This window comes from Streptomyces sp. NPDC059255 (assembly GCF_042752355.1).
GTDB lineage: Bacteria > Actinomycetota > Actinomycetes > Streptomycetales > Streptomycetaceae > Streptomyces.
This window is the reverse complement of record NZ_JBHYZP010000064.1, coordinates 1-26,341: the sequence shown is the minus strand read 5'-3', so window position 1 is coordinate 26,341 and position 26,341 is coordinate 1. Positions and strand designations below refer to the sequence as shown.

The 26,341-nt window shown below is 69.9% G+C and carries 21 protein-coding genes and 1 pseudogene; 10 read left to right on the top strand and 12 right to left on the bottom strand.

Going from position 1 to position 26,341, the window contains the following annotated elements; all coding sequences use genetic code 11:
• Nucleotides 1–239: 239 nt before the first annotated feature.
• The 4 genes from ACFXKG_RS39875 to ACFXKG_RS39860 form a co-directional block, all read right to left on the bottom strand.
• A complete protein-coding gene (locus tag ACFXKG_RS39875; protein WP_384850093.1) occupies nucleotides 240–2,459 on the bottom strand; it encodes an NADP-dependent isocitrate dehydrogenase in 2,220 nt (739 codons plus the stop codon).
• 646 nt (nucleotides 2,460–3,105) lie between these two features.
• A complete protein-coding gene (locus tag ACFXKG_RS39870) occupies nucleotides 3,106–5,025 on the bottom strand; it encodes a hypothetical protein (RefSeq protein WP_384850090.1) in 1,920 nt (639 codons plus the stop codon).
• A 156-nt stretch (nucleotides 5,026–5,181) separates the two neighbouring features.
• The gene (locus ACFXKG_RS39865) at nucleotides 5,182–6,141 is read right to left on the bottom strand and encodes a hypothetical protein (protein WP_384850087.1); all 960 of its coding nucleotides are present in this window, start codon (nucleotides 6,139–6,141) and stop codon (nucleotides 5,182–5,184) included.
• 549 nt (nucleotides 6,142–6,690) lie between these two features.
• Nucleotides 6,691–6,981, bottom strand: coding sequence for a hypothetical protein (locus ACFXKG_RS39860; RefSeq protein WP_384850085.1), 291 nt, complete (start codon nucleotides 6,979–6,981; stop codon nucleotides 6,691–6,693).
• 249 nt (nucleotides 6,982–7,230) lie between these two features.
• On the opposite strand from ACFXKG_RS39860, the gene ACFXKG_RS39855 reads away from it, so the two are divergent.
• Nucleotides 7,231–8,436, top strand: coding sequence for a helix-turn-helix domain-containing protein (locus ACFXKG_RS39855; protein ID WP_384850082.1), 1,206 nt, complete (start codon nucleotides 7,231–7,233; stop codon nucleotides 8,434–8,436).
• A 104-nt stretch (nucleotides 8,437–8,540) separates the two neighbouring features.
• Here the strand turns inward: ACFXKG_RS39855 and ACFXKG_RS39850 are convergent, their stop codons facing one another.
• Complete coding sequence (locus ACFXKG_RS39850; RefSeq protein ID WP_384850080.1) at nucleotides 8,541–8,915, bottom strand: hypothetical protein; 375 nt, start codon at nucleotides 8,913–8,915, stop codon at nucleotides 8,541–8,543.
• 582 nt (nucleotides 8,916–9,497) lie between these two features.
• Nucleotides 9,498–10,127, bottom strand: a complete 630-nt coding sequence (locus ACFXKG_RS39845) for a TetR/AcrR family transcriptional regulator (RefSeq protein WP_384850077.1) — start codon at nucleotides 10,125–10,127, stop codon at nucleotides 9,498–9,500.
• A 194-nt stretch (nucleotides 10,128–10,321) separates the two neighbouring features.
• Between ACFXKG_RS39845 and ACFXKG_RS39840 the strand changes: the two genes are divergently transcribed.
• The 7 genes and pseudogenes from ACFXKG_RS39840 (at nucleotide 10,322) to ACFXKG_RS39810 (ending at nucleotide 17,472) form a co-directional block, all read left to right on the top strand.
• Nucleotides 10,322–11,284 (top strand): zinc-binding dehydrogenase, encoded by a 963-nt coding sequence (locus ACFXKG_RS39840; RefSeq protein WP_382888616.1) that lies wholly within the window; start codon nucleotides 10,322–10,324, stop codon nucleotides 11,282–11,284.
• Nucleotides 11,285–11,354: 70 nt separating this feature from the next.
• A pseudogene (locus ACFXKG_RS39835) lies at nucleotides 11,355–12,268 on the top strand (IS982 family transposase).
• A gap of 321 nt (nucleotides 12,269–12,589) precedes the next feature.
• The gene (gene argC, locus ACFXKG_RS39830) at nucleotides 12,590–13,618 is read left to right on the top strand and encodes an N-acetyl-gamma-glutamyl-phosphate reductase (RefSeq protein ID WP_384850074.1); all 1,029 of its coding nucleotides are present in this window, start codon (nucleotides 12,590–12,592) and stop codon (nucleotides 13,616–13,618) included.
• Nucleotides 13,615–14,769, top strand: coding sequence for a bifunctional glutamate N-acetyltransferase/amino-acid acetyltransferase ArgJ (argJ, locus tag ACFXKG_RS39825; protein ID WP_384850071.1), 1,155 nt, complete (start codon nucleotides 13,615–13,617; stop codon nucleotides 14,767–14,769). The genes argC and argJ overlap by 4 nt, the downstream gene beginning before the upstream one ends.
• The gene (gene argB, locus ACFXKG_RS39820) at nucleotides 14,766–15,722 is read left to right on the top strand and encodes an acetylglutamate kinase (protein WP_384850068.1); all 957 of its coding nucleotides are present in this window, start codon (nucleotides 14,766–14,768) and stop codon (nucleotides 15,720–15,722) included. The genes argJ and argB overlap by 4 nt, the downstream gene beginning before the upstream one ends.
• Nucleotides 15,719–16,912 (top strand): acetylornithine transaminase, encoded by a 1,194-nt coding sequence (locus ACFXKG_RS39815; protein WP_384850065.1) that lies wholly within the window; start codon nucleotides 15,719–15,721, stop codon nucleotides 16,910–16,912. Before argB ends, ACFXKG_RS39815 begins: the two co-directional genes overlap by 4 nt.
• Nucleotides 16,913–16,929: 17 nt before the next feature.
• Nucleotides 16,930–17,472 (top strand): arginine repressor, encoded by a 543-nt coding sequence (locus tag ACFXKG_RS39810; protein WP_384850062.1) that lies wholly within the window; start codon nucleotides 16,930–16,932, stop codon nucleotides 17,470–17,472.
• A gap of 53 nt (nucleotides 17,473–17,525) precedes the next feature.
• Here ACFXKG_RS39810 and ACFXKG_RS39805 read toward each other — a convergent pair whose 3' ends face one another.
• From ACFXKG_RS39805 to ACFXKG_RS39780, 6 genes are all read right to left on the bottom strand, one after another.
• A complete protein-coding gene (locus ACFXKG_RS39805; protein ID WP_384850059.1) occupies nucleotides 17,526–18,299 on the bottom strand; it encodes an FAD:protein FMN transferase in 774 nt (257 codons plus the stop codon).
• A complete protein-coding gene (locus ACFXKG_RS39800; protein WP_384850056.1) occupies nucleotides 18,299–19,189 on the bottom strand; it encodes an FMN-binding protein in 891 nt (296 codons plus the stop codon). Before ACFXKG_RS39800 ends, ACFXKG_RS39805 begins: the two co-directional genes overlap by 1 nt.
• A gap of 8 nt (nucleotides 19,190–19,197) precedes the next feature.
• Complete coding sequence (locus tag ACFXKG_RS39795) at nucleotides 19,198–20,565, bottom strand: ferric reductase-like transmembrane domain-containing protein (protein WP_382887241.1); 1,368 nt, start codon at nucleotides 20,563–20,565, stop codon at nucleotides 19,198–19,200.
• 95 nt (nucleotides 20,566–20,660) lie between these two features.
• Nucleotides 20,661–21,482, bottom strand: a complete 822-nt coding sequence (locus ACFXKG_RS39790) for a L,D-transpeptidase (RefSeq protein WP_384850053.1) — start codon at nucleotides 21,480–21,482, stop codon at nucleotides 20,661–20,663.
• A 52-nt stretch (nucleotides 21,483–21,534) separates the two neighbouring features.
• On the bottom strand, nucleotides 21,535–22,146 hold the full coding sequence (locus ACFXKG_RS39785; protein WP_384850050.1) for a pyridoxamine 5'-phosphate oxidase family protein: 612 nt from the start codon (nucleotides 22,144–22,146) through the stop codon (nucleotides 21,535–21,537).
• A gap of 137 nt (nucleotides 22,147–22,283) precedes the next feature.
• On the bottom strand, nucleotides 22,284–23,222 hold the full coding sequence (locus ACFXKG_RS39780; RefSeq protein ID WP_384850047.1) for a hypothetical protein: 939 nt from the start codon (nucleotides 23,220–23,222) through the stop codon (nucleotides 22,284–22,286).
• Nucleotides 23,223–23,461: 239 nt separating this feature from the next.
• On the opposite strand from ACFXKG_RS39780, the gene ACFXKG_RS39775 reads away from it, so the two are divergent.
• Both ACFXKG_RS39775 and argH read left to right on the top strand, forming a co-directional pair.
• Complete coding sequence (locus ACFXKG_RS39775) at nucleotides 23,462–24,655, top strand: argininosuccinate synthase (protein WP_384850044.1); 1,194 nt, start codon at nucleotides 23,462–23,464, stop codon at nucleotides 24,653–24,655.
• Between the two features lie 147 nt (nucleotides 24,656–24,802).
• Nucleotides 24,803–26,230: an argininosuccinate lyase gene (gene argH / locus ACFXKG_RS39770; RefSeq protein ID WP_382886842.1), complete on the top strand. Its 1,428-nt coding sequence runs from the start codon at nucleotides 24,803–24,805 to the stop codon at nucleotides 26,228–26,230.
• Nucleotides 26,231–26,341: the final 111 nt, after the last annotated feature.

Sequence of the window (26,341 nt, the reverse complement as noted above, 5' to 3'; positions counted from 1 at the left end):
GGTGTGGTGGCCCCCTCCCGCCCCGCGGGGGGGGGGGCGGCCCCCGGGGACGGGGGCGGTGTCTGTTCTGCCGCGCCACACCCCCCCCACAACCCCCCCCCCGCCCCCGGCCCGGCGTGAAGCCGGACCGGGGCGGGGCCGTGCGCGAGAGGGACGTGCCGTCCCCGCGAGGAGAGCGTGCCGTCCCCGCGACGATGACGTGACGCCCGCCGGGAAGGCGCCGCGCGTCCCGTGGGGCGTCAGCCGAGGGTGGCGATCGCCTGGTTGAAGGTCTTCGACGGGCGCATGACCGCCGCGGCCTTCTCCGCGTCGGGCCGGTAGTAGCCGCCGATCTCGGCGGGCGAGCCCTGCACCGCGATCAGCTCGTCGACGATCGTGCCCTCCTGCTCGGTCAGCGTCTTGGCGAGCGCGCCGAACGCCTCGGCGAGCTGCGCGTCGTCCGTCTGCTTCGCCAGCTCCTGGGCCCAGTACAGCGCCAGGTAGAAGTGGCTGCCGCGGTTGTCGATGCCGCCGACCTTGCGGCTGGGCGACTTGTCCTCGTTGAGGAAGGAGCCGGTCGCGCGGTCGAGGGTGTCGGCGAGGACCTGGGCGCGCGGGTTGTCCGTGGTCTGCGCGAGGTGCTCGAAGCTGACCGCCAGCGCGAGGAACTCGCCCAGGCTGTCCCAGCGCAGGTAGTTCTCCCTGACCAGCTGCTGCACGTGCTTGGGCGCGGAGCCGCCGGCCCCGGTCTCGAAGAGGCCGCCGCCGTTCATCAGCGGGACGACGGAGAGCATCTTCGCGCTCGTGCCCAGCTCCAGGATCGGGAACAGGTCGGTCAGGTAGTCGCGCAGCACGTTGCCGGTGACGGAGATCGTGTCCTCGCCGCGCCGGATGCGCTCCAGCGAGAACGCGATCGCCTCGACCGGCGCCATGACCCTGATGTCGAGCCCGTCGGTGTCGTGCTCCGGCAGGTACGCCTCGACCTTCTTGATCAGGTTCGCGTCGTGCGCGCGCCCCTCGTCCAGCCAGAACACGGCCGGGTCGCCGGTCGCGCGGGCGCGGCTCACGGCGAGCTTGACCCAGTCCTGGATGGGCAGGTCCTTGGTCTGGCACATGCGGAAGATGTCACCGGCGTTCACCGGCTGCTCCAGCACGGCCTCGCCGGCCTCGTTCACCACGCGGACCGTGCCCGCGGCGGCGATCTCGAAGGTCTTGTCGTGGCTGCCGTACTCCTCGGCCTTCTGCGCCATCAGACCGACGTTGGGCACCGAGCCCATCGTCGACGGGTCGAAGGCGCCGTTGGCGCGGCAGTCGTCGATGACGACCTGGTAGATCCCGGCGTAGCTGCTGTCCGGGAGGACCGCGATCGTGTCGGCCTCGGCGCCGTCCGGGCCCCACATGTGGCCGGAGGTGCGGATCATGGCCGGCATGGAGGCGTCGACGATGACATCGCTCGGCACGTGCAGGTTGGTGATGCCGCGGTCGGAGTCGACCATCGCCAGCGCGGGGCCCTCGGCCAGCTCGGCGGTGAAGGACGCCGCGATCTCCGCGCCGCCGGGCAGCGACTCCAGGCCCTTGAGGATGCCGCCGAGACCGTCGTTCGGGGTCAGGCCGGCCGCGGCGAGCGTCGCGCCGTGCGCGGCGAACGTCTTCGGGAAGAAGGCCCGTACGACATGACCGAAGATGATCGGGTCGGAGACCTTCATCATCGTGGCCTTCAGGTGCACGGAGAAGAGCACGCCCTCGGCCTTGGCGCGGGCGATCTGCGCCGCGACGAACGTGCGCAGCGCCGCCACCCGCAGCACCGACGCGTCCACGACCTCGCCCGCGAGGACCGGCACGGACTCGCGCAGGACGGTGGTGGAGCCGTCCTCGCCCGCCAGCTCGATCCGGAGCGAACCGGCCTCGGCGACGACTGCGGACTTCTCGGTGGAGCGGAAGTCGTCGGCGCCCATGGTCGCGACGTTCGTCTTCGACTCGGCCGACCAGGCGCCCATGCGGTGCGGGTGCGCCTTGGCGTAGTTCTTCACGGAGGCGGGGGCGCGGCGGTCGGAGTTGCCCTCGCGCAGCACCGGGTTGACGGCGCTGCCCTTCACCTTGTCGTACCGCGCGCGGATGTCCTTCTCCTGGTCGGACTTCGGGTCGTCCGGGTAGTCCGGGAGCGCGTAGCCCTGTCCCTGGAGCTCCGCGACGGCCGCCTTGAGCTGGGGGATGGACGCCGAGATGTTCGGCAGCTTGATGATGTTGGCCTCAGGAGTCCTGGCCAGCCCGCCCAGCTCGGCGAGCGCGTCATCGATCCGCTGGCCGTCCTGGAGCCACTCGGGGAAGCCCGCGATGATCCGTCCCGCCAGCGAGATGTCGCGGGTTTCCACCGAGACCCCGGCCGTCGAGGCGTACGCCTCGACCACCGGCAGGAACGAATACGTCGCCAGGGCCGGGGCCTCGTCGGTGTGCGTATAGATGATGGTCGAGTCAGTCACCGGTGCTCCGCTCCACGTCTGCAACATACGTCTGCAACATTGCTCGACATCAAGATATCTCGTGACCCCCCTCCGGGGGACAGGGCCCCGGCTGTGACCGAGAGCTTTAGTTGGCGAATCATGATCTGAACGGTGAAGGTCGGAAGCGCATCGAGAATTCTTGTTGGCGGATCTTGAGAGAGTTAGTTGGCGGATCATGTTGCGGGTGCTCACTGCGCGTGAGCACGTCGATATCGTCAGGCCAGTCTGCTGCTTGCGTCCTGTCGAGCAGGTCGGGCCCAGGCTGTGCGTTGGAGATCACTATCAGCGCAGGAGCGCCGTCTCGGCGGCCTTCGTCATGCTCTGCTCGGATTGCCCCCGATTCGTCGCAGGCTCGGCAGGCGATATCTGTCTCCACGGCACTGCCCGAGAGCCATCAGAAGCGATCTAGATCGAACCAACCAGCTGCGACCGAGGCGGCAGCCGGCTATCTCTGGTGCGGTGTCCTTGCGTCGTGGTGTGCAAACGAGGCCGGGCCGGGGTTTTGTCCCCTCACGCCTGCATGCCTGAAAACGGATAGCCACAGCATGTCGGCAGACACAGAGTTGCAGGTCCCGGGGAGCTCGATCCCAACCATGCGCACGCGCCACTGTGTCGAGCCCTGTGTCTACGGGGAGTCGGTACCTGTTGAAGCGGAGGCGGTGAACCGAGCCCGCCAGAAGCTGGCAGCGTCCTGTCCTTGCTGCATCGCAGTGAACTCGTCCGACCGCTGTGCGAGAGCGGCAGCGGGCGACGTGCCCTGAACGTAGGACTCGAGACCGCGGTTGAGCGCGCTGCTGCTCAGGAACTCGGCGTACTCGCGCACGGACGCGACAATGGCAAAGCTGGCGGGGTTGCCGTGCACCAGGGCATTGCGGACACGACTCCGTCTGTCCTTCAACACGGCGCCCTCGGCGGTGTAGTTCGCGATCAGGGCGCTGTACTCGGCAAGGTCGCTCACACTGGCGAACATCCGCCTGATCCAGGCACGCTCGGACTCGATGCGGCAGAGCGAGAGGAGATCGTCGCAGCGGTCGGCGACGAACAGGATCCACGGGCGCGACGGTTTGCCTGCGAGCCACTCCCGGGTCAGCTCGCTGCGCAGTTCGCTCTGATGCGTGACGCCGAGCAGGCACATACCAACGGCCTGCTGCACGTCGGTCAGCCATCGCGTGTGTGGCCAGCGCTCGCCGAGGAGATCGAACAGGTCGTTGGGGGCGAGCGCGGCGTGTGCCGCGACGTGTTGCACCACACGGTCCGCGAGAGGGATCACACTGCTGATGTCTGCCTCGGACGGCTTGCGCATCGCCATGGCGCGGCTGAAGGGGTGGTCGGCGGCTGTCTGCGCTTCGAGTGCGGCCTTGAGGAACCGGGGAAGCTCCTCGCGGGCCAGCGCCGAGGCGATGCGCGGTCCATGCTTCTTGATCGCGTCCGCGGTGATGCTCGCGCCGTAGTGATCGTCGGGGAAGCCTGTCTCGCGCTGGGAGACAAGCCAGCTGAGAGGGCCGGTCTTGCCGGAGCGCAGGATTCCGTACTGGGCGAGGTGCGGGCGAATCCCGCCGGAGTTGTGGATCGAAACGTTGAGGATCGTGTTCACTACGTCCACGGCGCGCTCCAACGCACCGGCTGCCGTGGTTGTGCCGAGGTCGACGCGCACCAGGAAGTCGACGTCGGACTCCTCGTCAGCCATCTTTGCGACCTCGAAGACGCCACCGTGCTGCACCAGCTCCCAGAGCTCCGCCTTGTGCTCGAAGTCTTGGCGCTCGGGCCTGGCATTGGGTACCGCCCAGTGGGCATTGATGAAGGACACCCGCCCGGCGGAGAGGTGCATGAAAGCCTTGCCCTGATAGCCGAGCCACACCACGACCGGTTCGACCTGGGCCGGAGTGCCGATGTGGTTTCGGGCGTTCGTGATCCGCTCGGGCAGCGGCACGTTCTTCTGGCCGATGGGGATGTCGTGGGGGTCGCGGCCGAATGCGACTATCGAGACGAGGTCGCGGAAGATCCGTTCCGCGTTGAGGCCGCGCCTGTGCAACTGGTCGAAGAGCAGTTCGGCGATCGGGCGGTACTCCCGGCCCGCCAGGGTGCGGTCTTTAGCGGTGGCCACGAGGTCGTCCCAGCCGGCGCGGACGGCTTCGTCCGTCTCGAGCGCTTCGAGGAGGTTCTTCGCGGTGTCGGTGACGTTGGTCCAGGAGGCGTCGGTGCGGGTGCCCGGCGGCTGCTTCAACACCGCCGAGGGGCCACCGGTGAGCTGCGAGAAGGCGGTTTGGAACCGTGCGAGTGGTGCGGCGATGCGCGCGCGGAGGAAGACGCCGAGCGCGTCGACGGACCCGTCGAGGTCGAGCTGCAGTGACCTGCGGTTGGCGGAGTTCTTCCAGGCGTCGACGCCGCTTGCAACCTCTACCCACTGCAGGACTTCGTCTGCGAGCACGGTGAGAGGTACGACGCTGCTGACGCCGTGGTGGCGGTCGAGCGACGAGACGAGAGACTTCAGCCACTCCGGATCGGTAGCGGACCAGTGGTCGCTGACGTTGTAATCGATCATCATCGTGAGCCGCCCGCCTCTCGCGCGGTCCTGGCAGTCGGCCGGAAGGACTGCTTCGCTATGGGCCTGTGAGAATAGGGGGCACGCTCGGCCGCAGCCGAGGGATTTTGGCGTCGCCCCTCCACAGCGCGCCTGGCCTGCGGGGCAATGCCGGCGGATTCACTCGGCAGAGGCCTGGCCGCGCTCTTGGTCGAACACCGTTCGCAGGCCGTCCACTTGGTCGGCGAGTTCGGTCAGCAACTGCGTTACCGTCGCCTCACTGTCCTGCGTGCCGCATTCCCGAGTGGCACGCCGGCGCTCCGCCTGTTCGTTGTTTGGCCCCCAACCTTCGGCCGTGACCACGGCGTGCAGCCGAAGCCTTCGCCGGGCCAGTACCTGGACGGCTGCGGCCGCCACGAGCGTGTACGAGGAGGCGGGCAGGTTCTCCACCACGCACATGTAGCCAGTCTGGTCATAGATCGTTTCCCCGGACAGTCCCGGGCTGCGCTGCTTGAGCTTCCGTGGGATGGCCTGTGTACGGGAGTGTGTGTCCACCGTGGTCGCAGGCACGCTGGTCGCGCCCGCCAGCTCGGAGAACGTCATCGCCTGCCCCTGCTGCCCGCCAATGGCGGAGAGCGGCTGGTCGCGCATGCCGAGCAGGTCCCTCGTCGACCGTCGGCGCGAGGACAGGTGATCAAGGATGCTCCAGACATGCGGGCGCCAGCCCGCGACCACCGAGTACCGCCAGCCGCAGGCCGCCGCCACTTCTCTGGCCGCCGCGAACTTCAGCGCGTCCTCTTCCTTGATCAGCTCCATCGGTCGGACGTCCAGCAGCCACATCCCGCCGCCGATCACGGCCAGGAAGTCCGGGATGTGCCAGGACTGCCCGCCCGCATGCTCGAAGTCCAGCCGGAACGGTTGCGACAGCACCTCCGATGCCCTCAAGAAATCCAGCGCGACCAGCAGGCGCATCTCCTCCAACGACTCGAGGCCGTGCTTCCTGCCTGTGGAGGCCGTCACTTCAAGCCCGGGGCGATGCCGCTGCTTCGCCCGCCACGTGAACCCCCGCATCGGGCGGGACGACAGCACCGGTACGTGAGCCATATCCCGGATCGGCCAGCAGACCTTGCCGCCACCCACCTGCCATGTCGAGCTCCACCGACGTACCCAGTCGTCCCCGAACCTCAGTCGATCCCGCAGCCCAGCGTCCCCGTCGTACGCCATGACAAGCTGGTCCAGATGACTTGAATCCGAAGGGATCTTCGCCCTCGTTACCTCTCCCACTCACGCACAGCAGCACTACTCGGTTGATGAAGGGGGCAGTTCTTCGTAACTGGTCACAACGCAGCGTTACGATCAAGTTCCGTCAACTAAAACTCTCATCCGCCAACTAAAAGTCGCGGTCACACCGGCCTCCTGTGACTGAGCGGCCCAGTTGGCCCGTTTCGCCAAGTGGAACGCTCAATCGCTGACCACGCCCTGAACAAGAGGCCCCGCCGACCGGTCAACGTCGGCGGGGCCTCTTATCGTTGGTGGATGAGCCGCAGACCCAGGATTAGCCTGACGTGATTGGGTCAGGTCCGGGGGGTCGCTGATCCGTTTGGCCACCGGGGCGGAAACGGTCGTAGGCACCACCTGACGTCGGACTCCCCGGGGCGAACCCCGAGCGCGGCGGGGAGTCCGGGCGGATCAGAGGTGCTCGATGGTCACGCTCTCCACATTGCCCCAGCTGCAGTACGCGTTGGTCCGGGTCGGGCCAGTCACGATACTGCTCGTCCCGGACCCTCCCAGCGTGCAGTAGACGCGGACGCGCCACTTGTAGGTCCCTGCGGTGGTGCACTGCCCCCACCCGTTGGTGAGGTTCTTGCCCTTGGTGCAATTGGGCGCCAGAGCAGAAGAGGCTCCGTCGTGGGGGGCGGCCTGCGCGGGCGCCGACACACCGCCCAGCGCCAGTGCCGCTCCGATTCCCAGTCCTGCCACAGCCGCACGGAAACGCATAGGTGCTCCTTCGGTTCGTTGGGACAAGGGCCGCCGTGGGCGACAACACGCCAGCGGTGTGTTGTCTGCTTGTCCGGATTGCCTCCCGGGCAGAGCTGCCGCAGTAAATGCCGGGTCTTCCCGAGCGGTCCGGTCGAGTTCCGGGCGCCCGCTTGGCCTTGATTTGATGGCCGTCCCGAAGGCTTCGGGATCGACCGGCTTCAGCCGAGTTCGAGACTGTCCGAGCCCCTCATGCGCCACAAGAAAGATTGCTGTTCGGGTGCATTCGGAACTGTGCTCAATGAGTTCCGAACGCAATCGAACCTGCCCGGATTGGATCGCGTTCCGCCTCTGTCGTGCGGCCATACTGAGGTCATGAGAGATACGGGGAGCCACTCAGCCGAGTCACCGGCACAAGCGCCGAAGCCAGCGCTGGTCGGCACGCCTACCGAGTTCACCGCAGCACTGCGCGCGTTACGGTCCTGGTCCGGACTGACCTATCGGCAGCTTGAGGCCAAGGCCACCGCGCACACTGACACCCTGCCGGCCAGCACGATCGCGACCACGCTCGGCCGCACCACATTGCCGAGAGAACGGTTCGTCGTCGCTTTCACCCGCGCATGCGGCCTTGCTGAGGAGGACGTACGGCAGTGGCTGGAGGCGCGCCGTCGCATCGCCGTCGGCGAACCTGCACCAGCCGTCGACGAACCCGAACCGACCGGCGACGATGGCGATGGTCCGGATTCCGGTGCATCTGGACCCTCGCGCCGCCCACTATGGCGCCGAGCAGTCGGCCTGGCCCTCGCCGCGACCACCGGAGCCGCCGGCGCTCTGGCCATCGGCGGTCTGCTCGACACCTCCAAGTCACCAGCAGCACCGGGCGCGATGCCAGTAGCTGGGCTGCGCATACTGGCCGTCGGCAGTTGGGCTCTCATCCACCCCGCTCGGACCCCGGGTTTGTGTCTCACCGAAGGCAGAGATCGCACAGGCCAATACGAGACCGCGGTCGCCGCCCAGCGCCTTTGCAGTAAGGCCGTCCTGCCGCACGTGTTCCTCGAACCAGTCGGCGCGGACATCGTGCAGGTCCAATGGCATCACCCGAAGTACAGCATCGGCTGCCTGACAGTCCTGTTGAACGGTGCGGGCCGCGACCTGCTCGAACCCCGCGAAGACTGCGCCGACGACAACCGGGCACAACAGTTCCGCATCGAGCCCCTCGGCCCACAGGCCCCGACTCACTTCCGGATCCGCCCTGTCATCACCGACCAGTGCCTGAGCCTGCGCGGCCAAGACGTGAAGGAAGGGACGGAAGTCGTCCAAGGCCGATGCTCCGGCGCCGCCGACCAGGACTTTCTGATCGAACTGATATCGCCCCCACAAGCCCCCGCCGCATCTCTTCCCAACGGCCGCCACGATGCTGCCGCCAGCAAACGGTCCGGAGTCCGGCCGACCACATGACACGTGGTTGCGTCGGCGGGTGACGCGCGGGTCGACCTGATCGATGTGGGGGCAGCCGCAGTGCGGCCGTTTTCGGAGCCCTTCCCATCTGGGCCTGATGATGATCAATCAGTGGCACCCGTGATGCCCTTAGGGGCTGATGCCCAAATGCGTTCGAACTCGGTCGCCAAGATCTCGGCCGCAGAGTCGGTTTCCTGCCATCCGGCCAGGCTGCCCTCGGCGAGGATGCCGTACTTGTGTTGATAGACAGCCATCGCGGTGCGATCGCCGCGGTCACGGATGTCGAGGACCTCACCCAGGGCCGCTGCGGTGACCGGCCGCAGAGTGGGGCCTTGAAGGTCGACGTGGCGGACTGCCCAGCCCTCGGAGTCGAGCTGTCGAGATCGTCGTAGTAGGAGCGGATCCATCGAGTGCCGCTGATCTTGAGGTTCCTTATCGGTTGTGCCGGCGGGGCAGGGGACGATTGTCGAGGGAGCCATAGACGCTCCTGTGCGCGGGGAAGCGGTGCACCCGCGTCGATCTGCCGAGCCAGCGAGTTTGCGTGTTCGACGAGGAGCCGTCGCAGCTCAGCGTAGTGGGGCAGGGCATCGGGCCGGGTGAGTTGGAACCACGTGGTGTTGAGCCGGTTCGCCCAGGCGCGTTGAACGTGCTCCGCCTTTCCGGCCTCGATGGGACGAGGAGCGAAGAGATGCTCGCCTCGCGTGACTTGGCTCCAGATGAAGATGGAGGCGTCCTGCCGCTTACGGTCGTCGAGCACCGGTTGGGCGGACCCCGGAGTCGGGGACAGGCGGTTGACCAGGGCCTGCCATTCACCGCGGCTGAGGTGCCAGTCCTCAAGGACGGAACGGCGGTAGTGACAGTCGACCGGGACCGTCTGGGTAGCCAGCTTGTCGGCGAGATTGTGAAGCGTGATCTCGAAGGATGCTGGGCCTTGTTGTGCGCGCGCCCAACGGTACGCATCGTTGGCCGGAGTGAACTGCATCTGTCCGGGAGAGATCCCTAGATGATCTATTCCAAGGGATTCAGTTCATGCGTCGAGCGTGGATACCGCTCGGCCACGGTCAGGCGCCGTCCGGTGCTGCGGATACCAGTCGTGCCGCTGGTGGTAGCGGTGCGTGCTGAGGGCAGGCTTCGAACGCCTGGATCGCCAACCCTGCGAAGCGTCGGGAGGCCATGACCTGGGTGTCGGTCGATCTGGTATGGATCCCCTTGTTGGCCATGAGGATGAGAATGAGGTCGTCCAGGACGAAGTCGGACCGCAGGTGCCCTGCGTCCTTGGCCCGCTGGGCCAGTCCGGCGACCGCTTTCACCGTGTACTCACGGCCCGTGGCATCCGGCGCCCCTGGAAAGGTCGACATGAAGGCTTCGCTGAAACCCCGATCCCGCGCGTGCAGCTCACAGATCTTCTCGATCACCAGGCAAAGGCCACGCCACGGATCGGGATCGGCGCACCCGTCGTCGACGATGGTGCGACATGCGCGCAACTGGTCCGCAAAGGCTTCGGTGGCCAGCACCTGCTTGGTCGGAAAGTGACGGTACAAGGTGGCAGGTCCGACCCCCGCGCGCCGCGCGATCTCCCGCATCGGCACGTCCAGGCCGTCGGCGGAGAACAGTGCCCGGGCCGCGTCGAGGATGCGCTCGCGGTTGTCCAGCGCGTCAGAACGCAGGGTGTGAGGCAAACGGTCGATCATGCTCTCACTTTACCTAAACGGACGGGGGTGTCCGTTAGCGTTCAAGACGTAGCAGCTCACCGAGATCATCGGGGCGCACAGCACCGGAACCGAACGCCTGCCGCGCCGTGAACCCCCTCCCGCCGTCGGCGGCGATCGGCAGTGGGCACTGATCACGACCGCACTTGGTCGGTCCGAGAACATGGGAGACGACACTGAAGGCAATCGCGATCCAGACGTACGGAGGTCCTGAAGGTCTGGCTGTTGTCGACCTGCCGACTCCCGCACCTGCTGTCGGACAGGTGGTGATCGCCACCGAGGCCGTGGGCGTCGGTGGAGTCGACACTGTGATCCGAAGCGGGGCCCTGGCCGCCTACGGCTTCAAGGAGGGCCACATCCCGGGCAGCGAGGTGGCGGGCACCGTGACCGCGGTCGGTGACGGCGTCGACGCGTCGTGGATCGGCGGGCGGGTGTGGGCCTTCACCGGCACCGGCGGAGCCTACGTCGAACAGGCCCTCGCGCTGGTCGAGGAGATCGTTCCCCTGCCCGTGAACCTGTCCGCAGTCGATGCGGTGACACTCGGCAGTTCCGGCGTGGTGGCCCACTTCGGGCTCCGCCACGCCCACTTCGCCCCCGGGGAGACGGTCCTGGTGCGTGGTGCGGCCGGCAGTATCGGGATCATGACAGTGCAACTCGCCGCTCGCGGCGGCGCCGCTGCAGTGGCGGTCACCACCTCCTCGGCCGAGCGCGGCGAGCAGCTGCGACGCCTCGGCGCGACCCACGTGCTGGACCGCTCCGGCGACGGAGGGGAACCAGCTCCCGCAGGGTATGACGTCATCATCGACGTGGTGGCCGGCAAGGGCATGCCGTCGTTCTTCGACCGGCTCAACCCGAACGGCCGCATGGTGGCCGTGGGCGCTGTCGCAGGCCAGCCACCGGCGGACTTCGGCACGAAGATCATGGCGGCGTTCCAGAAGTCGATGTCCTTCGCCGCTTTCAGCGCAGCCACCGTCACCGGAGCCGAACGGCGTGCCGTGCGGAGCAAGCAGTTCGCCGCAGCGAGCCGGGGTGAGATCGAAACAGTGGTGCACGAGGTGCTGCCACTGGACGCAGCCGTGCTGGCGCACCAGAAAATGGACGCGGGCGAGGTCTTCGGCAGGATCGTGCTGACACCGTAGTCGAAGGTATCCACGCCGGGATTGCCACGATCCCCTGCTCAGCCGACGCGAGGGAGTCCAATGTCGGTGCGTGAAGACAGAGTTGGACTCCCTCGCGACCGCGCTCTACGTGAAGACCGATGATCTGCTGAAGGGTTCGCCGCAGTTCGGGCCATGGCGACCGGCTGTGGGCATTGCGCCGCAGCTCAGCGACGCCGAGCTGGTGACCCTGGCGATGATGCAGGCCATGCTCGGCTTCACCTCCGAGGCGCGGTGGCTAAGGCACGCTCATGCCCACCTGCGGTACCTCTTCCCCTACCTGCCCAAGCAGCCCGGCTACAACAAGCGCCTGCGCAAGTCCGCAGACCTCGTCCGCCACGTGACCCGCACGCTGGCCCGGGACACCACGCTGTGGAGCGACGACGTATGGGTCGTGGACTCCACGCCGGTTGAGTGCGGCCGTTCCCGTGAGACCGTCAAGCGCTCCAACCTGGCCGGATGGGCCCAGTACGGGTACTGCGCCAGTCACACGCGATACTTCTGGGGACTGCGGCTGCACCTGGTTTGCACACTGCACGGCCTGCCCGTCACCTTCGCGCTGACCGGAGCCAAGGCCGACGAACGCGAGACCCTGCTGGATCTGCTCGATGCCGAGCCCCAACTCACGGCAGAGCGCCCTGGCCGGACGCTGATCGGCGATAAGAACTACTTCGGCCACGAGTTCGAACAACGACTGGCCGAGCTGGGTGTCCGGCTGCTGCGGCCGGCCCGCAAAGGCGAGACCGAGCGGCCCGGATCACAGCTGTTCAAGCCGCTGCGGCAGGTCATCGAGTCGATCAACGAAACCTTCAAGGGCCAACTCGACCTCGAACGGCACCGCGGCCGCACTCCCGGCGGAGTGGCCGTCCGCGTCCTGCAACGCATCCTCGCCCGCACCGCGCAATCTGGCACAACGACCACACCGACCAGCCAGTCCTGCGCACCTTGACCGCCTACGACCACTAAACCCCTTGGAATCGATCATCTAGGGCGCAGCTGTGCGACCACACCGGCCGGGATTCAATCTCTGGAGTACGGACCGTAACCTTCATGCCCCCAGAACAGCCCGCTCGCACCGCCTCCCGTACGACTTCCCCGAAGACTCAGCAGGTCAACGGAGCAGCCGCTGCCCTGCGGGCCAACACTGGCGCTCAGACGGGCCAACTCAAGCGCTAAAGGGCCAACTCGGACGCTCAGTCTCAATCACCTCCCCTTCCTGCCGGAGACGTCATTGCATAAAACTGCATTGCTACGTATAGTCATGCCATTACTGAGGAGGATTTTTCGATGGCCGTACGTGCAGCGGTGGCAGGAGCGAGCGGATACGCGGGCGGGGAACTGCTCCGTCTGCTGCTCACCCATCCGGAGATCGAGATCGGAGCCCTCACCGGCAACTCCAACGCGGGACAGGCGCTCGGCGGGCTCCAGCCGCATCTGCTCCCGCTGGCCGGGCGCGTCCTCGCGCCCACCACCGCCGAGGTCCTGGCCGGCCACGACGTCGTCTTCCTCGCGCTGCCCCACGGGCAGTCCGCGGCCGTCGCCGAGCAGCTCGGCGACGAGGTCCTCGTCATCGACATGGGCGCCGACTTCCGGCTCAAGGACGCCGCCGACTGGGAGCGGTTCTACGGCTCCGCACACGCCGGGACCTGGCCCTACGGCCTCCCGGAGCTGCCGGGCGCCCGCGCCGCGCTGGAGGGGTCCAAGCGCGTCGCGGTGCCCGGCTGCTACCCCACCGCCGTCTCGCTCGCGCTCTTCCCCGCGTACGCCGCCGGACTCGTGGAGCCCGAGGCCGTGATCACCGCCGCCTCCGGCACCTCCGGCGCCGGCAAGGCCGCCAAGCCGCACCTGCTCGGCTCCGAGGTCATGGGCTCCATGACCCCGTACGGCGTCGGCGGCGGCCACCGGCACACCCCCGAGATGATCCAGAACCTCAGCGCCGCCGCGGGCGAGCGGGTGACCGTCTCCTTCACCCCCACCCTTGCCCCCATGCCGCGCGGCATCCTCGCCACCTGCTCCGCCCGGGCCACGTCCGGCACCACCGCCCAGGACGTACGCGACGCGTACGAGAAGGCGTACGCCGACGAGCCCTTCGTGCACCTCCTCCCGGAGGGCCGCTGGCCCGCCACCGCCTCCGTGTACGGCTCCAACGCCACCCAGCTCCAGGTCGCGTACGACGAGGCGGCCGAGCGCGTCATCGCCGTCAGTGCCATCGACAACCTCACCAAGGGCACCGCGGGCGGCGCGGTGCAGAGCATGAACATCGCCCTCGGACTCCCCGAGTCCACCGGACTGACCACGATCGGAGTGGCACCTTGAGCGTCACCGCAGCGAAGGGATTCACGGCGGCGGGCATCGCCGCCGGGATCAAGGAGAACGGCGGACCCGACCTGGCCCTCGTGGTCAACGAGGGGCCGCGCCGCGCCGCCGCGGGCGTCTTCACCTCCAACCGTGTCAAGGCCGCCCCCGTCCTCTGGTCCGAGCAGGTCCTCAAGGGCGGCACCGTCTCCGCCGTCGTCCTCAACTCCGGCGGCGCCAACGCCTGTACGGGCCCCAAGGGCTTCCAGGACACCCACGCCACCGCCGAGCACACCGCCGAGGTACTGACCGGCCACAGCGCCGGGGAGATCGCCGTCGCCTCCACCGGCCTCATCGGTGTCACGCTGCCCATGGACAAGTTGCTGCCCGGCATCGGCACGGCCGCCGCGGCCCTCTCCGAGCACGGCGGCGAGAAGGCCGCCATCGCCATCAAGACCACCGACACCGTCCACAAGACCGCGGTTGCCGGCGGCGCGGGCTGGACCGTCGGCGGCATGGCCAAGGGCGCGGGCATGCTCGCCCCCGGCCTCGCCACCATGCTCGTCGTCCTCACCACCGACGCCGACGTCGAGACGGCCGCGCTGGACACCGCGCTGCGCGCCGCCACCCGTACCACCTTCGACCGGGTCGACTCCGACGGCTGCATGTCCACCAACGACACCGTCCTGCTGCTCGCCTCCGGCGCCTCCGGGGTGACCCCCGAGTACGACGCCTTCGCGGAGGCCGTCCGTACGGTCTGCGCCGATCTGGCCCGGCAGCTCATCGGGGACGCCGAGGGCGCCTCGAAGGACATCCGGATCGAGGTGATCAACGCCGCGACCGAGGACGACGCCGTCGAGGTGGGCCGCTCCATCGCCCGGAACAACCTCCTCAAGTGCGCCCTCCACGGCGAGGACCCGAACTGGGGCCGGGTGCTCTCCGCGATCGGCACGACCGGCGCCGCCTTCGAGCCCGACCGGCTCAACGTCGCCATCAACGACGTCTGGGTCTGCAAGAACGGCTCCGTCGGCGAGGACCGCGACCTGGTCGACATGCGCTACCGCGAGGTCCGCATCACCGCCGACCTGTCCGCCGGTACGGACACGGCAGTCATCTGGTCCAACGACCTCACGGCCGAGTACGTCCACGAGAACAGCGCGTACAGCTCATGAGCACCCGCAAGCACACCGCGCTGCCCAAGGCCCGCATCCTCATAGAGGCACTGCCCTGGCTCACCCGGCACAACGGGAAGATCGTCGTCATCAAGTTCGGCGGCAACGCCATGGTCGACGAGGAGCTCAAGGCCGCCTTCGCCCAGGACGTCGTCTTCCTGCGGCAGTCCGGCCTCAGGCCGGTCGTCGTGCACGGCGGCGGCCCCCAGATCAGCGCCGCGCTGGACCGACACGGCCTGGTCAGCGAGTTCAAGGCCGGCCTGCGCGTCACCACGCCCGAGGCGATGGACGTCGTACGGATGGTCCTCGCCGGACAGGTCCAGCGCGAGCTGGTCGGCCTGCTCAACGAGCACGGTCCGCTCGCCGTCGGCATGACCGGCGAGGACGCGCACACCATCTCCGCCGTCAAGCACCGGCCACGGATCGACGGCGAACTCGTCGACATCGGCCGGGTCGGCGAGATCACCGCGATCGACACCGGCGCCGTCGAGGCACTGCTCGCCGACGGCCGGATCCCGGTCATCTCCTCCGTGGCACGCGGCGCCGACGACGGCCGGATCTACAACGTCAACGCCGACACCGCCGCCGCCGCGCTCGCCGCCGCGCTCGGCGCCGAGACGCTGATGGTCCTCACCGACGTGGAGGGCCTCTACGAGGACTGGCCCAACAGCGACGAAGTGATCAGCAGGCTCACCGCCACCCAGCTGGAGACGCTGCTGCCCGAGCTGTCCAGCGGCATGGTGCCGAAGATGGAAGGGTGCCTGTTCGCCGTGCGCAACGGGGTCACCACGGCACGCGTGCTCGACGGCAGGGTCCCGCACTCGATCCTGCTGGAGATCTTCACCGACGAGGGCATAGGGACCATGGTCGTGCCGGACGGGCAGGCCCCCGGCGCGCGGGCCCACGAGCGGGACATCGTACGGACGCACACCGAGGGAGAGGGAGCGAAGTGACCGGCAACCAGGAGCTGATCCAGCGCTGGCAGGGCGTCATGGCCGACAACTACGGAACGCCCGGCCTCTCCCTCGTACGCGGCGAGGGCGCCCGGGTCTGGGACGCCGACGGCACCGGGTACACCGACTTCGTCGGCGGCATCGCGGTGAACGCGCTCGGCCACGGACACCCCGCGGTCGTGGAAGCCGTCACCCGGCAGATCGCCGCCCTCGGCCATGTCTCCAACCTGTACGTGGCCCAGCCGCCCGTCGCCCTCGCCGAGCGGCTGATCCAGCTCTCCGGCCGCCCGGGACGGGTGTTCTTCTGCAACTCCGGCGCCGAGGCCAACGAGGCCGCCTTCAAGATCGGCCGGCTGACGGGCCGTACCCGCATGGTCGCCACCGAGGGCGGCTTCCACGGCCGGACGATGGGCGCCCTGGCGCTCACCGGCCAGCCCGCGAAGCAGACGCCCTTCCTGCCGCTGCCCGGCGAGGTCACCCACGTCCCGTACGGGGACGCCGACGCGCTGCGCGCCGCGGTCACCGAGGAGACCGCGCTGGTGATCATCGAGCCGATCCAGGGCGAGAACGGTGTGGTCGTCCCGCCCAAGGGCTATCTGGAGGCCGCCCGGGAGATCACCCGCGCCACCGGCACCCTGCTCGTCCTCGACGAGGTGCAGACGGGCGTCGGCCGGACCGGCGCCTGGTTCGAGCACCAGGCGCACCAGGGCGTCGAGCCCGATGTCGTCACCCTCGCCAAGGGCCTCGGCGGCGGGCTGCCGCTCGGCGCGGTCCTCGCCTTCGGGGACGCCGCGGACCTGCTCAAGCCGGGCCAGCACGGCACGACGTTCGGCGGCAACCCGGTCGCCTGCGCCGCCGGACTCGCCGTGCTCGACACGCTCGCCGCCGACGGATGCCTCGACCAGGTGAAGCGGCTCGGCGAGAAACTGCGCGACGGCGTCGAGGGCCTCGGCCACCCGCTCGTCTCCCACGTCCGCGGTTCGGGACTGCTGCTGGGTATCGTGCTCACCGGGCCGCACGCGCCGACGGTGCAACAGGCGGCCCAGGGTGCCGGTTTCCTGGTGAACGTCCCCGCCCCCGACGTCGTACGGCTGATGCCTCCCCTGATCATCGGCGACACCGAGGTGGACGCGTTCCTGGAGGCCCTTCCCGGCATCCTCGACGACGCGCACGGGGACGGACGATCCTGAGAAATGAGACGACGACGATGACCGACGCCCAAGCCCAGGAAGCAGAGCACGGCGGGCCGTCCGTGCCGCAGACCAGAACCGCCCGCCACCGCCGGATCGTCGACATCCTCAACCGGCTGCCGGTGCGCTCCCAGAGCCAGCTGGCGAAACTGCTCGCGGACGACGGGCTGAGCGTCACCCAGGCGACGCTCTCCCGTGACCTGGACGAACTGGGCGCGGTCAAGATCCGCAACACCAACGGTGAGTTGATCTACGCGGTCCCCAGCGAGGGCGGCTTCCGCACCCCGCACGCCCCGCTGGGGGAGTCCGCCAAGGAGGAGCGGATGCGCCGCCTCGCCGGCGAACTCCTCATCTCCGCCGAGGCGTCCGCCAACCTCGTCGTCCTGCGCACCCCGCCGGGCGCGGCCCAGTTCCTCGCCTCCGCCATCGACCAGGCCGAACTGAGCGACATCCTCGGCACGATCGCGGGCGACGACACCCTCATGCTGATCAGCCGCGACCCGGCGGGCGGCCAGGCCCTCGCGGACCACCTGCTGAAACTGGCCCAGAACGACCGCTGAACCCGCCCCAGGGGGCGCGCGGTCGGCGCCCCTGGGGCTCAACCGCCGTCCGCTCAGACCCCCACCGTCGCGACATGGCGGTGGAAGCCGCTCGTCGCCCAGGTCCCGCCGTGCGGTGTGACGGCGAAGCCCTCGGTGCCCGGCAGCGCCTCCAGCCACTCCCGCGCCCGCTCGCCCATCGCGTACGCGGCCGTCGCGCGGGTGTCCGCCGCCGTCACGCCCTCCTCGCAGACCACGGTGACCGACGCCAGGCCCCCGTCCGGCGCCTCGCCCGTGTGCGGGTCCAGGACGTGACAGCCGCGCTCCGCCGGGCCCGAGGTGGCCACGCCCAGGCCCTGGTCGGCCTCGATCACCGTGGCGAGATCCCCGGGGTGCAGCGGATCGGCGATGCCCACCCGCCAGGGGCCGCCCACCAGCTGGATGTCGCCGCCGCCGTTGAGGCAGACCGAGGCCGCCCCGGACGAGGCGATCATCCGGGCCGCCCGCTCCACCGCCCAGCCCTTCACCAGCCCCGTCGGGTCGACCCCGCCCGCGTACCGGGGGGTGAACCAGCCCTCGCTCTCCCGCTCGGCCTCCGCGCACAGGTCGAGCACCTCGACGACCTCCGTCAGACAGTCGGAGAGCGTCAGCTCACCCCGGTTCAGCCGCGAGATCTGGCTGTCGGGGCGGTACGTCGAGAAGATCTCGTCCGCGCGGTGCAGCGAGGCCACCGCCGCCTGGAGCCCCGCCCGTACCCGCGGCCGGTCCCGTACCCCCCGGATGTCGAACGAGAAGACCGTCCCCATCGACTCCTCGACATGGCGCAGCCGCGCCCCCTCGGGCGCCATCAGAGGCCCGCCTGGTCGAGCGCGCTCTGGAGCGATTCCTGGTAGCCCTTGCTGGTGTAGCTGGCGCCGGACACGGCGTCGATCTGTGCGCTCTGCGCGGTGACCGCCGCCTGGTTCAGCTTCGGTACGGAGTCGGCGGTCACCGACTTGCTGCGCGCGTCCGAGGAGGGGGCCCGGACCGCCTCGGACGCGGTGACCTTCCCGTCCGCGACGGTGATCCGCACCTGGACCGGGCCGTACTGGGTGTCGACCGCGCTCCCGAGGACGGTCTTCGGGGCGGCGGGCGCCGCGGGCGGCGCGTCCGACCCCGCCCCGGTGCCGGTCCCCGCTTCCGCCCCGGAGCCGTCCGCCCCGGCGCCCGCGCCCCCGCTCGCTCCGGCGCCCGTCTCGCCGCCCGCCTCGACCGAACCGCCGCCCGCGTCCGCGCCCGTACCGCCGGTACCGGCCGTGCCCGCCTTGTCCAGGGCGCTCTGGAGCGATTCCTGGTAGCCCTTGCTGGTGTAGCTGGCGCCCGTCACGGCGTCGATCTGTGCGCTCTGCGCTGTGACCGCGGCCTGGTTCAGCTTCGGTACGGCGTCGGCCGTGATCGACTTGGAGCGCGCGTCCGAGCCCGGCGCCTGCACCGCCTCGGCCTGGGTGATCCTGCCGCCGGCCATGGTGAGCCGCACCTGGACCGGGCCGTACTGGGTGTTCACGGCGTCCCCGAGCAGCGGCTGCCCGCCCGTGGCCCCGGCGGCACCCGCCGCCGCGCCGGCCGCGGAGCCGGGGGGCGCCGTCGCCCCGACCACCGAGGAACCGCCGGGCTGCTTCAGCGCGAGCAGCAGGACTATGCCCGACGCGGTCGCGGCGACACCGATCATGATCCGCCGGAGCGGATGCTTCCTCTTCACCGGCTGCCTCACATTTCGAAGGACTCGTGATGGATGCGCCGGGCGGGCACGCCCGCCTCGCGCAGGGCTTCGTACGATTGACGGGCGAGCCCGGTGGGTCCGCACACGTACACGTCGTGGTCGTCGATGTCCGGCAGCAGCTCGCGCAGCCGCTGGGGGGTGATCTCGGGCCGGACCCCGTCGGGACCGTTCACCGCGTACAGCAGCCGTGCCCCGCGCGCCGACGCGATCTGGCGCAGCTCGCTCCACAGCGCCAGGTCCTCGGTCTTGCTGGCCCGGTAGAGCAGCGTCAGATCGCCGGGCTCACCGGGCAGCGTCTCGAACAGTGCCCGCATCGGGGTGATACCGGCCCCGCCCGCGATCATCAGCACCTTCTCCTGGCTCCGCCGGCCCGCGGTCAGCGCGCCGTAGGGCCCCTCCGCCCAGATCCGCGTGCCGGGCTCCAGCCGGGCCAGGGCCTCGCTGTGCTCCCCGTTCGCCTTGACGGTGATCCGCAGCAGATCCGGGCGCGGCGGCGCCGAGAGCGAGTACGGGTTGGAGCTCCAGCGCAGTCCGTCGGTGAGGAACCGCCAGCGGAAGAACTGGCCGGGCTGCGCGCCGATCCGGTGCAGCCGCCGTCCGGTGATCAGTACGGAGACCACGCCCGGCGCCTCGTACACCGTCGAGTCGACCCGCATCCGGTGGCGCATGTTGAGCCGGACCGGCGTCAGGACGCGGTACCAGAGCAGCAGGGCGCCGGCCGCCGCGTACAGCACGTACCAGACCGTCGTCGCCGTCGTGTTGCCGACGAACTCGGCACCCGTGGCGAGCTGGTGCCAGAACGTCAGGTAGACCGCGACGTAGGTGAGGAGGTGCAGGTAGTACCAGGTCTCGTAGCGCACCTTGCGGCGCACCGTACCGGCCGAGACGAAGCCGACCAGGAGGAGGAGCACCGTCCCGATCGTGGCCTCGATCATCCGCGGGAACGTGGTGACCACATTGACGGTCTGCTCCAGGACCGGGCTGTTCGCCTGGACCGCGTACCCCCAGACCGTCAGCACGACATGGGCGATCACCAGGCTCACCGCGTACCGGCCGCTCACCGCGTGCCAGCGCGCCACCCGGTCGGAGCCGACCCGCCGCTCCAGCGCGGGCACCCGCGCCATCAGCAGCACCACGATCGCGATCAGATAGCCGCCCAGCAGCCCGGTGAGCCGGCCCCCGCCGAGCAGCCACTCGGCCATGTTCATGTAGACGACCGCGGTGTTCTGCCACCACAACGCCATGACGGCGGCCGCGCCCGCCCAGCACATCAGCAGCAGGGGCAGCGCACCCGACCGCTGGGGGCTGATCGCGCGCATGGTCTGCCGTCTGGCGGCCCGGCCGTTGTGCATCATCGCCACGGAAACTGCACCTCAACTCTCCTCCGTGCCCGCCGATACGGATTTGAGTGACGGCGGGTTCAACGAAGCGGGGGAGCGGTGCGACGAGTTCAATCTTTGGTGGTTCCTCCGAACCGGGTGACGGCGGTCAGCGCGGTCGGCCCGTCCGCCGTGCCGATCGCGAGGTGCGGGGCGCGCACCGGGTCCGCCCACGCCAGCACGGCCCGCATCGCGTCGGCCGGCACGGAGACACAGCCGGCGGTCGCGCCCGCGCCGTCGACGTGGAGGAAGATCCCCGCGCCCCGGCCGCGCACCGGCCGGTGGTAGTTGAAGCCGATGACCATGGCGTGGGAGTACTGCGTCCCGTAGTCCGCGAGCCGCTCCGACTCGGCGGCCCGGCAGTCCGCGGGCAGCCCCTCCACCCAGCGGTTGTAGTCGCGCGACGCGTTGTCCTGGCACCACCAGGACGCCACGGTCACGGGACGGTAGGAGTACGCGGTCCCGGCGGGCGCGGGGGCGGTCCCGAACGCGTACGGCAGGGCGTACACCCCCGTCGGCGTGGTGGAGGTGCCCTGCCGGCGGCCGGCGCCCTCGGTGAGCCCGCCGGCCCCGAAGCGCGCGGCGGCGGAGCCGGCGGCCACCCACCGGCCGTCCCGCCGGTCCCACCAGGTGAGCCGGCCGGTGGTCGACCCGGCGTCGGGCGCCTCGGCGGTGAGGAGCTGGCTGCCGCCGCCGGTGTCCGCCATCCGCTCGGGCAGCGGCGCGTCGGCGGTTCCGACGCCGCGGACGGTTCCGGCGGCGGGCGCCCCGGTGCCGAGGGCGAGCAGGACGGCGGCGGCGAGGACGGCCAGGGGGCGCGCGGTCCGGGGACCACGGGCGGTACGGGCGGTACGGAGGCCCCGCGCGAAGCGGGTGCTGCGAGCGGTACGCATGGCCCGGACCGTACGCGGCGGGTCCGCCGCCGTCCCCCTGGGAGCCCGCGCGCTAGGCCGAACGCAGCCCGGATTCAGCCGGCCGGTCCGTCCGCGGCGGCAGTGGCACCGGCAGCGCCGGGAGCCCGTCCAGGCTCACCGGGACGTGTTCCTTCTTGGCGCAGTACGCGGCGAACTCCTCGTCGGACTTCCGCCCGAAGTGCTCGGCGTGCTGGGTGCGTTCCGCGCGGTACTCCATGAAGGGCACGGCGAATCCGCACGCGTCGCCGATCCGCAGGGCGTGGACGACGACGATCGCGCGGGCGGCCGGTCCGTCGGCCTCCGCGAAGTACGGGATGTACGTGGCCCAGCGCGGGTCGTCACGGAAGACCGGCTCACCCCTGCCGTGCACCCGCAGCACCTTGGGCGGTCCGGTGAAGGCACACCACATCAGGGTGATGCGGCCGTTCTCGCGGAGGTGCGCGATGGTCTCGGCGCCGCTGCCGCCGAAGTCGAGATAGGCCAGGGTCAGCTCGTCGACCACGACGAGGGTGCCGGCGCGCCCCTTGGGCGAGAGGTTGACGTGGCCGTCGTCCGCGAGCGGCGCGGTGGCGGTGAAGAAAACGGGCTGTTCCTCGATGAAGGCACGGATTCTGCCGTCGATCCGTTCATAGCGTTTTCCCATACGGGTGATTATCGCGCCGAACGACCGGGACGCCGGAACGCCGGAACGACCGGGACGCCGCCGCCGCTCAGCAGCGGCGACGGCGTCCCGGTCGGAGGTCGGTCCGGTGGGCCGATCCGGTGGGGTCGGTCCGGTGGTCAGTTCAGGGTGCAGGGTGCGAGCGCGTCCAGGCCGGCGGGCTTCTCGGCGGTGCGGCCGATGGCGGTGGCCATGCGGTTGATGGTGGCGACGCGCTTGTCCTCCAGCGGGCCGAGGATGGCGTTCTGCACGAAGTTGGGGCCGCCCTGGCCGACGGTGTCGGTGATCCGCTGGTTCGCCTCGGCGATCTGCGTGTTGAGCAGGGCGAGGTTGCGGTCGATCTCGGCCTGGGCGGAGGCCGGGACCGCGGGGAGCGAGCCCGCGACATCCGGGCAGTTCACCGTGCCCGCGGCTCCTGCGTTCCCGGCACCCGCGTCTCCGGCACCGGCGTTCCCAGCACCGGCGTCTCCGGCGCCCGCGTCCCCGGCACCCGCATCCCCGGCCCCGGCGTCCCCGGCCCCGGCGTCTCCGGCACCCGCATTCCCGGCGCCCGCGTCCCCAGCGCCCGCATCCCCAGCGCCCGCGTCACCTGCTCCGGCGTCTCCGGCCCCCGCGTCCCCGCCGCCCGCCGCGTTCAGGGTGCAGGGCGCGAGCGCGTCCAGACCGACGGGCTTCTCGGCGGTGCGGCCGATGGCGGTGGCCATGCGGTTGATGGTGGCGACGCGCTTGTCCTCCAGCGGGCCGAGGATGGCGTTCTGCACGAAGTTGGGGCCACCCTGGCCGACGGTGTCGATCAGCCGCTGGTTCGCCTCGGAGATCTGGGTCTCCAGGAGCGCGAGGTTGCGGTCGATCTCGGCCTGGGCGGAGGCCGGGACCGCGGGGAGCGAACCCGCGACGGCCGGGCAGCTCACCGTGCCGGGCGAGCCGGCCTGCGTACCGCTGTCCCCCTCGCCGGCCAAGGCGTTGCCGGCGATCACGGCACCGGACAGGACGACCGCGGCGGCGCCACCGGCGATGAGCACACGGCGCTTGTTGTACTTCGGAAGAGCCCTGGACATGCGGAAACCTCACTCGGATAAGGGCGGGGGTGAGAAGCCGTCCGGTGCGTGGCCGGACGGCTCGGTCGGTTCATGCGGGTCGTACAACGCGGCGCCTGCGTTCGGTGAGGTGTACGAAGTGATCACGCCGCCCGTTCAAACGTCACTCCAATCTCTCCGAGAAACTCTCCGAGATTGACGAATCATACGGAGGGATGCATACTTATGCCCATCAGTGAATGCATCGTAAGGAGAAACCCGTGACCGAGCGCGTCGTACTCGCCTATTCGGGCGGCCTGGACACCTCCGTCGCCATCGGCTGGATCGCCGAGGAGACGGGCGCCGAGGTCATCGCCGTTGCCGTGGACGTCGGCCAGGGTGGCGAGGACCTGGACGTCATCCGCAAGCGCGCGCTCGCCTGCGGTGCGGTGGAAGCCGAGGTCGCGGACGCCAAGGACGAGTTCGCCGAGGAGTACTGCCTCCCGGCGATCAAGGCAAACGCCCTCTACATGGACCGCTACCCGCTGGTCTCCGCCCTCTCCCGGCCGACGATCGTCAAGCACCTCGTCGCCGCCGCCAAGAAGCACGGTGCCGGCACCGTCGCCCACGGCTGCACCGGCAAGGGCAACGACCAGGTGCGGTTCGAGGCCGGGATCACCGCCCTCGGCCCGGACCTGAAGTGCATCGCCCCGGTCCGTGACTACGCGATGACCCGGGACAAGGCGATCGCCTTCTGCGAGGAGAAGAACCTCCCGATCGCGACCACCAAGAAGTCCCCGTACTCCATCGACCAGAACGTCTTCGGGCGCGCCGTCGAGACGGGCTTCCTGGAGGACATCTGGAACGGCCCGATCGAGGACGTGTACGAGTACACCTCGAACCCGGCCACCCCGCGCGAGGCCGACGAGGTGATCATCTCCTTCAAGGAGGGTGTCCCCGTCGCGATCGACGGCAAGCCCGTCACCGTCCTCCAGGCGATCCAGCAGCTCAACGAGCGGGCGGGCGCCCAGGGCATCGGCCGGATCGACATGGTCGAGGACCGGCTCGTGGGCATCAAGTCCCGGGAGATCTACGAGGCGCCCGGCGCCATCGCGCTGATCACCGCGCACCAGGAGCTGGAGAACGTCACCGTCGAGCGCGAGCTGGCCCGCTACAAGCGGCAGGTCGAGCAGCGCTGGGGCGAGATCGTCTACGACGGCCTGTGGTTCTCCCCGCTCAAGCGCGCCCTGGACGGCTTCATCGACGAGGCCAACCAGCACGTCACCGGCGACATCCGGATGACGCTGCACGGCGGCCGGGCCGTCGTCACCGGCCGGAAGTCGGACGAGTCGCTGTACGACTTCAACCTCGCCACCTACGACTCGGGCGACACGTTCGACCAGTCCAAGGCCCAGGGGTTCATCGAGATCTTCGGCCTCTCCTCCAAGATCGCAGCCCGGCGCGACCTCGCCTGAGCGAGCCCGGCTGACCCCGCCCGTACGACGGCCGCCTCCCCCCTTCCTCCACGGCGGGGAGGCGGCCGTATTTCTTCAAGGCTTCACGGCAAGCTTCACGTCAAGGCTTCACTTCAAGGCTTCACGAACCCTCCAAGGAGTTCCGCAGTGAGCAGCAACAACGGTGACGTCCGGCTCTGGGGCGGACGCTTCGCCGACGGTCCCTCGGAGGCGCTGGCGGCCCTGTCGGCGTCGGTCCACTTCGACTGGCGGCTCGCGCCGTACGACATTGCCGGGTCCCGCGCCCACGCCCGGGTGCTCCACAAGGCGGGACTGCTCACCGCCGACGAACTGACCCGCATGATCGCCGGTCTCGACCGGCTGGAGGCGGACGTCGCCGACGGCTCGTTCACCGGCACCGTCGCCGACGAGGACGTCCACACCGCCCTGGAGCGCGGGCTCCTGGAGCGCCTCGGCGCCGACCTCGGCGGCAAGCTGCGCGCCGGCCGCTCCCGCAACGACCAGGTCGCCACGCTCTTCCGGATGTACCTGCGCGACCACGCGCGGATCGTCGGCGGGCTGATCGCCGACCTCCAGGACGCGCTGGTCGGTCTCGCCGAGGCCAACCCGGACGTCGCGATGCCGGGGCGTACGCACCTCCAGCACGCCCAGCCCGTCCTCTTCGCGCACCACGTACTCGCGCACGTGCAGTCGCTCTCCCGCGACGCGGAGCGGCTGCGGCAGTGGGACAAGCGCACGGCGGTCTCCCCGTACGGCTCCGGCGCGCTGGCCGGCTCCTCGCTCGGCCTCGACCCCGAGGCGGTCGCCGCCGACCTGGGCTTCGAGCGCGGCTCGGTGGGCAACTCGATCGACGGCACGGCCTCGCGCGACTTCGTGGCCGAGTTCGCCTTCATCACCGCGATGATCGGTGTCAACCTGTCGCGCATCGCGGAGGAGATCATCCTCTGGAACACGAAGGAGTTCTCCTTCGTCACCCTGCACGACGCGTTCTCCACCGGCTCCTCGATCATGCCGCAGAAGAAGAACCCGGACATCGCGGAGCTGGCGCGCGGCAAGTCGGGGCGGCTCATCGGCAATCTGACCGGGCTGCTGGCCACGCTCAAGGCGCTGCCGCTCGCGTACAACCGCGATCTCCAGGAGGACAAGGAGCCGGTCTTCGACTCCTGCGACCAGCTGGAGGTCCTGCTGCCCGCCTTCACCGGCATGATGGCCACGCTGACCGTCAACCGGACCAGGATGGAGGAGCTGGCCCCCGCCGGTTTCTCGCTCGCCACGGACATCGCGGAGTGGCTGGTCCGCCAGGGCGTGCCGTTCCGGGTGGCCCACGAGGTCGCGGGGGAGTGCGTCAAGGAGTGCGAGTCGCTCGGTATCGAGTTGGACGAGCTGACGGACGAGCAGTTCGCGAAGATCTCCGCGCACCTCACCCCGGACGTCCGGTCGGTGCTCAACGTGGCGGGCTCGCTGGCCTCCCGTAACGGCCGGGGCGGCACGGCCCCCTCCGCCGTGGCCGCCCAGCTCGCCGAGGTCAAGGCCGACCTGGTGATCCAGCACGCCTGGGCCACCGCCAGGAAGTGACGGCCCGCCGGTGGGCGGCGGCGCGGGGGCCCCCCGCCCCCCCCCCCCCCCCGGGCCCCCCCAAGTGCAGCCGGGTCAGCCCCCAGCCCGGGTCGACGCGCCGCACCCCGG